Below are 13,002 nucleotides of genomic sequence, written 5' to 3'. Positions count from 1 at the left end.
CAGGCCCACGGCAACGACACATCGTCGATAGATTCGCGCCTGCGTACGTCGCCCGACAAAGGTTGACGTACCGCATGTCCCCTTGGAATGGAGACCGTGTCCGCACTCAGAGTGAAATCCCTGTACAAGGTCTACGGGAACCGCGCCGACAAGGCAATGGAGATTCTCCGGAACAGCCCGGGCCGTGACGAGAAGCTGGCAGGGCTATCGGTCACGACCGCGGTCGTCGACGCGAACTTCGAGGTCAAGCGCGGCGAGATCTTCGTGGTCATGGGCCTGTCCGGCTCGGGGAAGTCCACCCTGATCCGGATGCTCAACGGGCTGCTGTCCCCCACGCACGGCACGGTGGAGGTCGACGGGGTCGACATCACCAAGCTCAAGCCGGCCGCGCTACGCCGGCTGCGCCGCGAGAAGATCAGCATGGTCTTCCAGCACTTCGCGCTCCAGCCACATAGGTCGGTGTTGGAGAACGCCGGCTACGCGCTGGAGGTGGCGGGCCTGCCCCGCGCCGAGCGCCGGGAGAAGGCCTTGCAGGCGCTGCGGATGGTCGGCCTCGACGGCTGGGCGGACAAGCTGCCACAGGAACTCTCCGGCGGCATGCGCCAGCGCGTCGGCCTGGCCCGCGCCCTCGCCGCCGGCACCGACATCATGCTCATGGACGAGGCGTTCTCCGCGCTCGACCCGCTGATCCGCCGCGAGGTACAGGACCAACTGATCGAGCTACAGGCCGAACTCGGCAAGACGATCGTGTTCATCACGCACGACCTCAACGAGGCGATGCGCCTCGGCGACCGAATCGCGGTCATGCGGGCCGGCCGGATCGTCCAGATCGGCACTGCCGAGGAGATCCTCACCGACCCGTCCAACGACTACGTCGCCCAGTTCGTCGCCGATGTCGACCGGACCAGGATCCTCACCGCGTCCGCGGTCATGGAGCGCCCGCTCGGCGTCGTGGACGTCGACTCCGGTCCGCGGGTGGCCGCCCGGGTGCTGCGCGAGACCCAGACGTCGGCCGTCTACGTCACCGGCCGCGACAAGCGCTACCTGGGCACCGTGACCGCCGACGCGGCCACCCAGGCGGTCCGGGACGGACGAAAGAACCTCCAGGAGATCGTGTCGACCGATCACGTCCGCACGGTCGAGGACACGACGCCGGTGGCCGACATCTTCGCGGCCTGTGCCCAGAGCCCGGCGCCGGTCGCCGTGGTCGACACCGCCGGGCGGCTCGCCGGCGTGATTCCGCGGGTCACCCTGCTGAGCGCCCTCGGCAGCCTCAGCACCGACACCGGCGAGACCACCGCCACACCCGAGCCTGCCGAGGAGGCCGGCACGACGCCGGCCACCGCCATGGCCCGGGCCGTCGAGCCGGCCGACCCGACCCGGGCCGTCGGAGCGGCCGGCACGGCACCGACCGGAAGCGGCAACGCGACAGCGGAGGTGCCGGCCCAGGTGGTTGCCGAACCATCGGTCCGCCTGACGGGGGGAGGGCACGCATGAACAGCGCCGACAGTATCGACGACCTACTGCCGTACGTCCGGTTCGGCGACGGGTTCCAGGCTGGCGTCGACTGGTCGCGGGATCACCTGTCCGCCGTCTTCGACGGCATCGCCTCCGCCGTCGAGTCGCTGGTCGAGCCGCTGGTGGACCTACTGACCGCGCCTCCGGCGATCGTCATGGTGCTGATCTTCGCCGGCCTCGGCTGGTGGCTGCGGGGCTGGAAGTTCGGCCTGGGTACCGCGCTCGGGCTCGGTCTGGTCGCCGGGATGCCGATCTGGGACCAGACCATGAGCACACTGGCGCTGGTCCTGGTCGCCAGCGGACTCGCCCTGCTGCTCGCCGTACCCGTGGGCATCTTCATCTCGGAGAGCCGCCAGGCCTCGGCAGTCGTCCGGCCGGTGCTCGACCTGATGCAGACGATGCCCGCGTTCGTCTACCTGATCCCGGCCATCTTCTTCTTCGGCGTCGGCGTCGTGCCCGGCGCGCTGGCCACCGTGGTGTTCAGCATGCCGCCCGGGGTACGCCTGACCGAGTTGGGCCTGCGCCAGGTCGACCGCGAGGTCGTCGAGGCCGGCGAGGCGTTCGGCGCCTCGCCGTGGAAGATCCTGCTGCGGACCAAACTGCCCCTGGCCCTGCCCACCATCATGACCGGCGTCAACCAGGTCATCATGCTGGCGCTGTCGATGGTGGTCATCGCCGGGATGGTCGGTGCCGGAGGTCTCGGTGAGGTGATCACGACGGCACTCTTCCGGGCCCAGGTCGGCGCGGGCTTCGAGGGCGGCATCGCCGTGGTGATCCTGGCGGTGGTGCTCGACCGCCTCACCGACTCGATCGGCGCGCGTACCGCCTCGGCGAAGGCGCAACGCGCCATGCAACAGGCCTGACCCTCCGTCCTGACCCACGCGGGGAAGTCACCGTTGCCGGCGCCCTGCCTCGCTACCGCGAGTTCCGCCGGTATACCGCAACAAGGGAAGGAAACTCCACATGTGGAGCAGTAAATTGGTGCGCCGGGTCGCGCTGGCGGCCACCGCAGCCCTGGCGCTGACCGGCGTCGCCGCCTGCGGCGACGACAGCGACTCCGGCAACTCCGCCGGCGACAACAAGCAGATCACCATCGGCTACATGGCCTGGGACGAAGCCATCGCCGCCTCCTACCTCTGGAAGAACCTGCTGGAGGAGAAGGGCTACGACGTCGAAGTCCAGAACGTCGAGGCAGGGGTCGTCTACCAGGGCCTGTCGACCGGAGACATCGACCTCTTCCTCGACAGCTGGCTGCCGCAGACACACGCCGACTACATGGAGCGGTACGGCGACAAGATCGAGAAGATCGGCGTCTGGTACGACAACGCCAGCCTGAGCATCGCCGTCCCGGAGTACGTCAGCGATGTCAACTCACTGGAGGACCTGGCCGGCAACGCCGACAAGTTCAACGGCGAGATGATCGGCATCGAGGCTGGCGCCGGCCTGACCGCCGCCACCCAGGACAAGGTCATCCCGGAGTACGACCTGACCGGCAAGCTCACCCTGAGGACGTCGTCGACGCCGGCGATGCTGGCCGCGCTGGACGGCGCGATCAAGGACCAGAAGCCGATCGTGGTCACTCTCTGGCACCCGCACTGGGCCTACGCGAACTACCCGCTGAAAGACCTGGCGGACCCGAAGGGCACGCTCGGCGGGGCCGAGGAGATCACCACGCTGGCTCGTCAGGGCTTCGGCGCGGACTTCCCCGAGGTCACCGAGATGCTGAAGAAGTTCAAGATGGACGACCAGCAGCTCGGCACGCTCGAGGACCTGATGTTCAACGTGCACAAGGACGACGAGGAGAAGGCCGTCGAGGAGTGGCTGAAGGCCAACCCGGACTACGCCGGGACTGTGGACGCAGCCACATCCTGATCCGGTCCTGAGCAGTCAGCCGCCGGTGGCGGGGCCGACGTGCCCCCGCCACCGGCGGCTGACCTAACTCTCAGGAGCAACGCCGCCGGAGCCCCGAACCGCCCGGCACGCCGCCGCGCCGGGCCCGCCACTCGGCGGCCAGCACCGACCAGACCTCCAGGTCGATCCGACCGTCCGGACCGGACAACACCTCACGGAGTACGCCGTCGCGCCGCATGCCGAGCCGGCGGGCCACCGCGATGCTTCTCGCGTTGCCGGCGTTGGTACGCCACTCGACCCGGTGCAGGCCACGCTCGTCCACCGCCCAGTCGACGAGCCGGCCGACCGCGCGGGTGACCAGGCCCCGCCCTTCGGCGGCCGGCTCCAACCAGCAACCCGCCTCGCAGACCCCGGACGCGGCGTTGAGCGACACCAGCAGCACCCCGCCGACCAGCGTGCCGCCGGACCAGATGCCCCAGATGCCGCCGTCGTCGCGGGCCCACCGGTCGGCGTACCGCTGGAGCACCTGCCGCGCACCGTCGAGGTCGGCGGCCACGAAGGACGGCGACACCCAGGGCGAGACGTGCTCGCGGGCCCGGTCCAGGTTGGCCAGGAACTCCTCGGCGTGCCAGGGGTTCAGCGGACGCAGCTGCGCGTCGCCGGTCAGGGGCACGGCGAACATCAGACCTGACCGCCTGGCGCGATACACCGCGGCGCCTGCGTCACGGTGTGCTGCCATCCGCCCGGCTCAAGGGTCGCGCCGTCCACCGCACTCACATGACCACCCACACTGAACCCGTCCCCACGCGTCCACAAACGCCCGCCGGACCCAGCCCATCCGGGGCCAGGACGAGCCGGGCTCGCACCTTACCTTCGGCCGGCAGGGGCGCGCAGGACTCCCCACCGACACCGCCGTGGAGTACAGGCGAAGCTTCTGCAACCACGCCCGGCGGTCGTGTCCGGCGGCTGTCGGTACAGCTGATCATCACTACTGCACCAGGCAGGAGTCCCACCCCGCCGTGCCTGCCTGGCCGGCACGCATTCGCACGCACCAGTTCGACCATATTTCCACCCACATGGTCAGAGGGGGCGGCGGCCGGCGAAGCCGCAGTCGGCGCGGTGATACCAACGCACGTCGGTGTCGCCCTCCAGCCAGCACCAGAGCACCTGCCGGCCGTCGCGTTCGCCGGGAAAGTCGAGCAGCACCGGCGCCACACTCTTGACCTCCATACCGTGCTGCTGGATCTCGTCGAGGACCGCGTGCAGCCGGGCTTCCAGAGCTTTGACCTCGGCCCGACCGCCGAGTGCGCTGATCCCGTGGGCGGCCAGGTCGGCCTGCAACTCGGCCAGGTCGGCGCGCACCCGGATCAGCTCGTCGATGCGGGGGTGCAGGGTGGCCACCAGGTGCCGGGCCTGGGCGAGTGTGAACACCGCGCCAGTATGCGTCACCGGGCGACGCGCCGGGAGGCCGACGTCACTCGGCCTGGGCGGCCAGCTCGCGGGCCCGGTCGCGGGCCGCCTCCAGAGCGGCCAGCAGTGCCGCGCGTACGCCGTGGTTCTCAAGCTCGCGGATGGCGGAGATGGTGGTGCCGGCGGGCGAGGTGACCGCCTCGCGCAGCTTTACCGGGTGTTCGCCGGAGTCGCGCAGCATCACCGCCGACCCGATGGCGGTCTGCACGATCAGGTCGTGCGCCACCTGCCGGGGCAGCCCGAGCAGGATGCCCGCGTCCGTCATCGCCTCCACGAGCAGGTAAAAGTACGCCGGACCGGAGCCGGAGAGGGCGGTCACCGCGTCCTGCTGGCTCTCGGGCACCCGGATCGTCGCGCCCAGCGGCTTGAACATCTCCTCGGCCAGCGTCAGGTGCTCGCCGGTGGCGTGCGCTCCGGCAGAAATAGCGGTCATCGCCTGGTCCACCAGGGCCGGGGTGTTGGTCATCACCCGCACCACCGGTGTGCCGGTGGGCAGGCGGCGGCTGAAGAAGCTGCTCGGCAGGCCGGCGCAGAGCGAGATGACCAGTTTGTCGGCGGGCACCTTGGGCCCGATCTCGTCCAGCAGGGCCGCGGCGTCCTGCGGCTTGACCGAGACGGCCAGCACCTCGGCCTCGTCGACCGCGGTCAGGTTGTCCACCACCCGTATGCCGTACCGGGCAGTCAACTCCTCGGCCCGGCCTGGGCGGCGCGCCGTGGCCAGCAGCCGCTCCACCGGCCAGCCCGAGCGCAGCAGCCCGGAGAGCATCAGCTCACCGATCTTGCCGGCGCCGATCACCGCGACCGTGTTCACTCACCCACTCCTTCCCTTCCTCCCCACCCCGCAGTCCCCCCACCCCGCCGCGCCGCCCCCCGCCGCGCCGATCTAGGGAGTATCGCTGTGGTCGGAGATCCAACAGCGACGATCAGCCCTAGATCGGCGGAGTCAGGGGTGGGGTGGGGGCGAGGGGCGGTGAGGTGTGTGTCAGCTGCCGAAGAAGACCTCGGCCTCGGCGTAGCGCTCCAGCGGCACCGTCTTCAGCTCCCGGGTGGCCTCGGCGAGCGGGACGCGGACGATGTCCGTGCTCTGCATCGCGACCATCTTGCCCCAGTCGCCCTCGTGCGCCGCGTCGATCGCGTGCAGGCCGAGCCGGGTGGCTAGCACCCGGTCGAACGCGGTCGGGGTTCCGCCCCGCTGGATGTGCCCGAGCACGACCGTGCGGGCCTCCTTGCCGGTCCTGGCCTCCATCTGCTCGGCCAGCCACTGGCCGATGCCGCCGAGCCGGACGTGGCCGAACGCGTCCAGCTCCTGGTTCTGCAGGACCATCTGGCCCTCCAGCGGCTGGGCACCCTCGGCGACCACGACGATCGGGGCGTACTGGTGCTGGAATCGCTTCTCGACGTAGCCGGCGACCTGGTCGACGTCGAACTTGCGCTCCGGCAGCAGGATCACGTTGGCGCCGCCGGCCAGACCGGCGTGCAGGGCGATCCAGCCGGCGTGCCGGCCCATCACCTCGACCACCAGGGTGCGGTGGTGGCTCTCGGCGGTGGTGTGCAGCCGGTCGATCGCCTCCATCGCGATGTTGACCGCGGTGTCGAAGCCGAACGTGTAGTCGGTGGCGCCGAGGTCGTTGTCGATGGTCTTCGGCACGCCGACAACGTTGACACCCAGCTCGTGCAGCTTCGTGGCGACGCCGAGAGTGTCCTCACCACCGATGGCGATGAGCGCGTCCACGCCCTGCGCGGCCAGGTTGTCCTTGATCCGCTCGACGCCGTTCTCAATCTTGAACGGGTTGGTCCGGGACGAGCCGAGGATGGTGCCTCCACGGGGCAGGATCCCGCGGACCTCCGCGATACCCAGCGGGCGGGAAAGACCCTCCAGCGGGCCCTTCCAGCCGTCCCGGAAACCCACGAACTCGTGGCCGTAGCTGGCGACGCCCTTACGGACCGCCGCCCGGATGACCGCGTTGAGACCCGGGCAGTCGCCGCCGCCGGTGAGCACGCCGATACGCATGATCCGCTCATCCTCCTGGGGAGCTCTGGTCAAGCCCGATCAAGCCCCAGGATTTGTGTCAGGTCAGACCTCGGCACCGTTGCCGGCCCGGGGCGGGCCGTCCCTACGAACTGTAGTCGCCGACCTGGCAGGGTCCGACACCGCGCCCCGCTACCGGCCAGTAGCCGACCCCTGGGGACCCTCCGGTGCCGGAGATCCGCCGTCGCCGTCCGCCCCGCTGGCACGGCCGAGCGGGCCGACCTACCGGCCGCCGCGAGCGTCCCATCCCCCGTCGAACTCCGCCTGCCACAGGACCATCGGCCGTCGCCAGGCGACCGTCCAGGGAGATGGTGGCGAGTACGCAGGTCCGCGCGAGGAGGATCAAGCTCGGCGATCCGGGCCCGGGTGTCCCGGACGCTCATCGACTCGTCGCTCATGCCGGCACCCCGCCACGCTCCTCGCCTCAACCTCTTCGGCCGCAGACGCCTTGGCCCCTTCGGCCGAACCGATGCCGAGGACACGACGGGCCAGCCCGCCGGACGACCCACAACTACGAACCGTTTATCGCCCGCCACCGGGCCAGGTTGTGCCGGGCGTCGACAAGCGCGTCGTGGCGCGCCGCGTCGGCGTTGGGCAGCCGGGGCCGACCCCGCTCGTCCCACAACTGCCGCAGCTCCTTGGTGTACCGGGGAATCGCCCGGGGCAGCGCCGGCATCGCACCCCACAGTTGCGCCAACACCACGTGGTCGTACGCGGCGTACCAGGCCCACAGCTCCAACTCCTCCCCGGGCCGCTCCCGGATCGGCTCGACGAGGAAGTCGTACAACTCGTCGCGGATGCGCTCGCGGGAGCGCCACGCCGGATCGGCCGGTGAGGGCAGCTTGTCCAGCACGTGCCGGCGTACCCAGGGCACCGCCCGGGCGCCGTCGAACTCGGTGGAGACCGCGTAGAACTCGCGGTCGTGCTCATCGACGACGCCGATCGAGACCAGTTCCACGGTCCGGCCGTCCTCGATGAACTCGCAGTCGTAGAAGTAGCGGTAAGCCATCTCCGCCATCCTCGCCGACGCCGGGCGAAGCCCGACGGGCGGGGCCACGACGCCGGGAGCGCTTCCATGCGGCCCGGGCGAGCCCGGCCCAGCTCGAAGCTGTCACGGAAGTGATTTCAGGGGTGTACAGCAAGCGACCGGACCGTCATGATCTGATGTGTACCGCTGCCGGACGCCGAGCAGGTGTCAGATCACCTCATCAGGGGCCGCCAGGCTCACCCGGTGAGCGAGTTGGGGTCCTTGACCGGGGAGGGGTGGGGCCGTGGAGATGCGCCTGCCGGAGCCGGGCGACGCGCTCACGGGTGTCGACATGTTCGCCGGGCTGGAGCCGGAGGTACGCCAGCGGGTGGTGGCCGCCGCGGTTCCGCGGACGTACCGCAAGGGTCAGCTGCTGTTCGTGGAGAACGACCCGGGCGAGTCGCTGATCATCCTTCGGCGGGGCGCGGTTGCCGTGTTCCGCACGGCGCCCACCGGCGAACGCGCCATCCTGACCGTGATGCGACCGCCGGACGTGCTCGGCGAGGTGTCCCTTCTGGACGCCTCGACCAGGTCGACCTCCGCCGAGGCGATCGAGGACACGGCCGCGCTGGCGTTGTCCCGTCCGGCCTTCATGGAACTGGTCCACTCGAACGCGCGGATCCTCGACGCGGTGATGCGGTCCCTCGGCGCGCTCATCCGCCGGCTGACCGAGCAGAACGCCGACCACGTCTTCCTCGACCTGCCCGGCCGGGTGGCCAAGACGCTGGTCCGGCTCGCCGGCGAGAGCCAGGCCCCGATGATCACCATTGAGCTGAACCAGAGCCAGCTCGCCGAGATGGCCGGCGGCTCCCGGCAGAGCGTCAACCAGGCGATCGGGTCGTTCGCCAACCGGGGGTGGCTGCGCACCGAGGGCAGACGGATCGTCGTCACCGACGTGCCCGCGCTGCGCCGCCGGGCGGGCATGAGCGAGCGCTGAGACGAGCCGGCCGGGGCCGGGACTCAGGTCCCGGCCCCGGCCGCTTACCAGGTCAGGGCTTGGTACTGCCCGGACCGGCCCAGTCCGTGCCGCCCGGACCGGCCCAGTCCGTGCCGCCCGGACCGGCCCAGTCCGTGCCGTCCTTGCCGCCGCCGGGCACCTCGCCGACGATGCCCTGCGCCTGCAGCAGCGCGAGGGTGGCGGCGTCCACGTCCACCGAGTCTCCAGCGGGGTGGCTGACCCCGTTGCCGTCGGTCCAGTCACTCTTCAGCATCACGTACACCATGGAACTGTCCCCCTGATCAGCGGTTGACGAATCAGCTGCCTGAATCTAGCCGTTCGGCATGCGGTGAGCTGCCCGGCCGAGTGTCCTCAAGCCAACAGCCTGGTACCCGACACTGCTTCGTGCGGCGATACTTGACACCGCGCTCCCGGGCGTCGGGGGCCTGCCAGTGGAGGGTGACATCGCCGCGCAGTGTGACCGCTGTGGACGTACCGCGGCCGAGGGCGACCGCTTCTGCGGTGGCTGCGGCACGGAGTTCGGTGCTGTCTGCCCACACTGCCTGCGCCCACTCGCCCCCGACGTGGCCTTCTGCACCTCCTGCGGCTCACCCCGGGCCGGCACCGACCGCCCGGCGAGCATCAACCAGGAGGACCGCCGCCGGGTCAGCGTGCTCTTCGTCGATTTGATCGACTTCACCCCTTACGTCGAACGGGCCGATCCGGAGCTGGTGCGCGGCATGCAGACCGGATTCTTCTCGGCGGCGCGCCGGGTGGTCGGCCAGTACGGCGGGGTGGTGGAGAAGTACATCGGCGACGCGGTGATGGCGCTGTTCGGTGCGCCGGTGGCCACCGAGACCGACGCGCTGCGCTGTGTGCGGGCCGGGCTGGAGCTGCAACGGGTGCTCACCAGGTTCACTCCCGCCGGCACCGACGGGCTGCGGTTCCGGGTCGGCGTGGCGACCGGAGAGGCGCTGGTCGACGTGGCCGCCGCCCGTGACGGCGGCCAGGCGATCGTCGCCGGTGACGTGGTCAACACGGCGTCCCGGTTGCAGTCCGCGGCGCCACCCGGCGGGGTGCTGGTCGACGGTGCCACGCACGCGTTGACCCGGGACACGGTCCGGTACGACGAACAGCCACCGGTCACCCTGCGCGGCCGGTCGGCGCCGACGGAGGTGTGGCTGGGCCTGTCCGCGGTACGCCGGCAGCCGACCGACCGGGAGCCGGACACCACACCGCTGATCGACCGCGAGCACGAACTGGGCATGCTGGTCAACGCCCTGCACCGCAGCCTGCGGGACCGACGGCCCCAGGTGGTCACCGTCTTCGGTCGGGCCGGCATCGGCAAGAGCCGGCTGGTCCGCGAGCTGCACCGGCACACCGGCCGGCTGGTGGACGAGCCGCTCACCTGGCGGGTCGGGCGGTGTCCACCGTTCGGTGAGAACGTCACATACGCCGCGCTTGCCGACATTGTGAAGTCCGAGGCGGGCATCCTCGACACCGATCCGGCCGCCAGCGCCGCGCAGCGACTCACCGCGGCCGTCGGCGATCTGGTCAGTGCCGGCGAGGGTGCCCGCCTGGTCAACGCGCTGCGCCCGCTGGTGGGTCTGGCCGGCACGCCGCTGCCGGCGGAGGAGGCAGAGTCGGCGTGGCGACGCTTCCTGCTGGCGCTGGCCGCCCGCCGACCCACCGTGCTGGTCTTCGAGGATCTGCACTGGGCCGACGACGCGATGCTGCGTTTCGTGGAGCTGCTCGGCGCGGCGGCCCGGGACGTACCGCTCCTGCTGCTCTGCACCGCCCGTCCCGAGCTGGTTGACCGGGATCCGAGCTGGGCGGGGACCATCACCGGCTCGGTGACCATCACCCTGCCGCCGCTGCGGGACACCGGCATCGCCGCGTTGTACGCGCACATGTTCGGCCAGGCCGCGTTCTCCGCCGACCTGTTGACCCCGCTGATCGAGGTCGCCGGCGGGAACCCGCTCTACGCCCACGAGTACGTCCGGATGCTGATCGAGCAGGGTGCGTTGCGGCACTCCGGGCGCGGCTGGTCGCTGGAGAAGCACCTGGACCTGCCGATGCCGGAGAGCGTGCACGCGGTCATCGCCAACCGGGTCGACCTGCTCGACGCCAAGGACCGGACGGTGCTGCTGGCCGCGGCGGTCGTCGGGGTGCAGTTCTGGCCCGGCGCGGTGGCCGCCGCGGTCGGTCAGTCGGTCGAGTCCGTCGAGCGGGCCCTGCGTCGGCTGGAGCAGCGGGACTTCGTCCACGAACAGGGCGCCTCCACGATGGCCGGCCAGCCGGAGTACCGGTTCCGGCACGTGCTCGTCCGCGACGTGTGCTACCAGCGGCTGCCTCGTACCGAGCGGGTGGCCCGGCACGAACGGGCGGCCGACTGGCTGGACACGCTCTCGCAGAGCCGGGACACCGACCTGGCCGAGGTGCTGGCCCACCACCGCTGGGCGGCGCACGAGATCGCTCGCTCGCTGGGCATGGAAACCCGCCGCCACGCCGGGCCGGCCCGTGCCGCGCTGCACCGGGCGGCCCGCCGGGCGTACGCGCTGCACGGGCTGGAGGCCGCCGCCGGTCACGCCGGTCGGGCGCTCGGCCTGGCCGACGACTCCGACCCGGTGGGCCGACTGCAACTTGAGCTGCTCAGTACTGAAATCTCGTTCTACCGCGACGGCAACGCCTTCCTCTCCGGCGGCGGGCCGGAGCAGGTGCAGGCGCTGGCCGACCGGCTGCTGGCGGGCGGCGACGAGGCATGCGCGGCCCGCGCCTGGACGCTGCTCGGCCAGGCGGCGTGGCTACGGGCCGACCGGCGGGCCGCGCTGGCCTGCCTGGATAGGGCGGTCCGGCTGTTCGACCCGCTGCCGGACAGCGCGCAGAAGGCCGACGCCTTCGCCGAGCTGGGCCGGCTGCACATGCTGAACTACGAACGGGACCCGGCGGTCGCGGCAGCCGACACGGCGGCGGCGATCGGCGAGCGGCTGGGACTGACCGAGACCCACACCAACGCCCGGATCACCGCGGCCACCGCCCGCTTCCAGGCCGGCGACCGGGCCGGGTTGGACGAGCTGTACGCCATTGTCGAGTTCACCCGGGCCGGTCAACTGCTCGCCCTGCCCCGAGCCACCCAGAACCTCGCCTACGCGGTACGGGAGGAGGGCGACTGGCTGCGCTCCGACGCCCTGCTGTCGGCCGCGCCGGCACGCACCGCGAGTGGACAGACTTTGACCACCAGCTACTCCGTTGAGGCGATGCGGGCCTGGTTCGAGGGGGACTTCGGCCGGCTGCTCGCCGCCGCCGAGGCGTTCGTGGCCACCCCGACCGGCAGCTGGGACATGCAGGTGCGCGGTCTGCGATCCTGCCTGCTCGTGTTGTGTGGCCAGCCGGTGCCGCCGGCCGCCGGGGCACCGGACGCCGACCCGACCACCGGCGATCCCCCGCGCGACGACGTGGCCGCCGCGTTGGACACGTCGCGACGCAGCGACTTCCATCGACTGCACTGGACGATGCTGGCCATGGGCGCGCTGTGCCGGGCGGTGCAGGGGCGTACCGAGGAGGCTGCCGCGTTGGTCGACGAGCTGGCCGAGGCGTGGATGGCGGTGCCGGCCCTGGCCAGTGGCGAGTGGATCGCCGCGGCCGGCTGGGCGGCCACCCTCGCCGGGCGTAGAACCGCCGCCCGGGTACGCACCATGCTCGACCAGGTCGGTCACCGTACGCCCTGGTCGGAGGCGGCGCTACGGTCGGTGACCGGCGCGCTGGCCGGTGCCGACGGCGACCACCGGCGCGCCGCCGAGTTGTACCTGGCCGCCGCCGAGATCTACGCCGGAATACCCGACGTCACCGACCGGATGTTGGCGCTGACCTTCGCGGCCCGGGAACTGGATGCGGCCGGCGACCGGGCGGCGGCCGACCCGATGCTCGTCGAGCTGCGCGCCTTCGCCCACCGCAACGGCGCGCCCGGCCTGCTCGCCCTGGCCCACCCGCCCGCTGGCGAGGCACGGACGCTGGCCTCTTGACCCCACGGGCCCCGTCGCCTTCCGAGCGACAAGTGGGGACAAAGGGCCGACCGCGACCGGGTGGTTCCACCGACCGCCGTACGCCGCGCCACAAGGCACTCCCCGAACCCGCCCTGGACGTGTCACGATTCAGGGTACGGCGTGCGAG

At 71.3% G+C, this 13,002-nt stretch carries 11 protein-coding genes; 5 read left to right on the top strand and 6 right to left on the bottom strand.

The window, feature by feature from the left end; genetic code table 11:
- Positions 1-87: 87 nt before the first annotated feature.
- From ACFHWY_RS10365 to ACFHWY_RS10355, 3 genes are all read left to right on the top strand, one after another.
- Positions 88-1,497: a quaternary amine ABC transporter ATP-binding protein gene (locus ACFHWY_RS10365; protein ID WP_416579900.1), complete on the top strand. Its 1,410-nt coding sequence runs from the start codon at positions 88-90 to the stop codon at positions 1,495-1,497.
- Positions 1,494-2,381, top strand: coding sequence for an ABC transporter permease (locus tag ACFHWY_RS10360; RefSeq protein WP_416579899.1), 888 nt, complete (start codon positions 1,494-1,496; stop codon positions 2,379-2,381). Before ACFHWY_RS10365 ends, ACFHWY_RS10360 begins: the two co-directional genes overlap by 4 nt.
- A gap of 100 nt (positions 2,382-2,481) precedes the next feature.
- Positions 2,482-3,390 carry a glycine betaine ABC transporter substrate-binding protein gene (locus tag ACFHWY_RS10355; RefSeq protein ID WP_416579898.1) on the top strand — a complete coding sequence of 303 codons (909 nt, stop codon included), beginning with the start codon at positions 2,482-2,484 and terminating at the stop codon, positions 3,388-3,390.
- Positions 3,391-3,460: 70 nt separating this feature from the next.
- Here ACFHWY_RS10355 and ACFHWY_RS10350 read toward each other — a convergent pair whose 3' ends face one another.
- The 5 genes from ACFHWY_RS10350 to ACFHWY_RS10330 all read right to left on the bottom strand — a co-directional run bounded on the left by ACFHWY_RS10350 (position 3,461) and on the right by ACFHWY_RS10330 (position 7,877).
- Positions 3,461-4,051, bottom strand: a complete 591-nt coding sequence (locus ACFHWY_RS10350) for a GNAT family N-acetyltransferase (RefSeq protein WP_416579897.1) — start codon at positions 4,049-4,051, stop codon at positions 3,461-3,463.
- A 398-nt stretch (positions 4,052-4,449) separates the two neighbouring features.
- A complete protein-coding gene (locus tag ACFHWY_RS10345) occupies positions 4,450-4,800 on the bottom strand; it encodes a DUF2203 domain-containing protein (protein WP_416579896.1) in 351 nt (116 codons plus the stop codon).
- Between the two features lie 43 nt (positions 4,801-4,843).
- Entirely contained in the window at positions 4,844-5,650 is an 807-nt protein-coding gene (gene proC, locus ACFHWY_RS10340; protein ID WP_416579895.1) for a pyrroline-5-carboxylate reductase, read from the bottom strand.
- 171 nt (positions 5,651-5,821) lie between these two features.
- Entirely contained in the window at positions 5,822-6,850 is a 1,029-nt protein-coding gene (locus ACFHWY_RS10335) for a 6-phosphofructokinase (protein WP_416579894.1), read from the bottom strand.
- Between the two features lie 529 nt (positions 6,851-7,379).
- Complete coding sequence (locus ACFHWY_RS10330) at positions 7,380-7,877, bottom strand: polyadenylate-specific 3'-exoribonuclease AS (protein ID WP_416579893.1); 498 nt, start codon at positions 7,875-7,877, stop codon at positions 7,380-7,382.
- Between the two features lie 262 nt (positions 7,878-8,139).
- Here ACFHWY_RS10330 and ACFHWY_RS10325 point away from each other — a divergent pair, with 262 nt between their 5' ends.
- Positions 8,140-8,832: a Crp/Fnr family transcriptional regulator gene (locus ACFHWY_RS10325; RefSeq protein ID WP_092382331.1), complete on the top strand. Its 693-nt coding sequence runs from the start codon at positions 8,140-8,142 to the stop codon at positions 8,830-8,832.
- Positions 8,833-8,884: 52 nt separating this feature from the next.
- Here the strand turns inward: ACFHWY_RS10325 and ACFHWY_RS10320 are convergent, their stop codons facing one another.
- On the bottom strand, positions 8,885-9,106 hold the full coding sequence (locus ACFHWY_RS10320; RefSeq protein ID WP_416579892.1) for a hypothetical protein: 222 nt from the start codon (positions 9,104-9,106) through the stop codon (positions 8,885-8,887).
- A 178-nt stretch (positions 9,107-9,284) separates the two neighbouring features.
- Here ACFHWY_RS10320 and ACFHWY_RS10315 point away from each other — a divergent pair, with 178 nt between their 5' ends.
- On the top strand, positions 9,285-12,854 hold the full coding sequence (locus ACFHWY_RS10315; RefSeq protein ID WP_416579891.1) for an ATP-binding protein: 3,570 nt from the start codon (positions 9,285-9,287) through the stop codon (positions 12,852-12,854).
- The last annotated feature ends 148 nt before the right edge of the window (positions 12,855-13,002 follow it).

It is taken from the genome of Micromonospora sp. LOL_024, from assembly GCF_048060415.1.
In the GTDB taxonomy this organism is placed as follows: Bacteria; Actinomycetota; Actinomycetes; order Mycobacteriales; family Micromonosporaceae; genus Micromonospora.
This window is presented reverse-complemented; position numbering and strand designations above follow the sequence as displayed.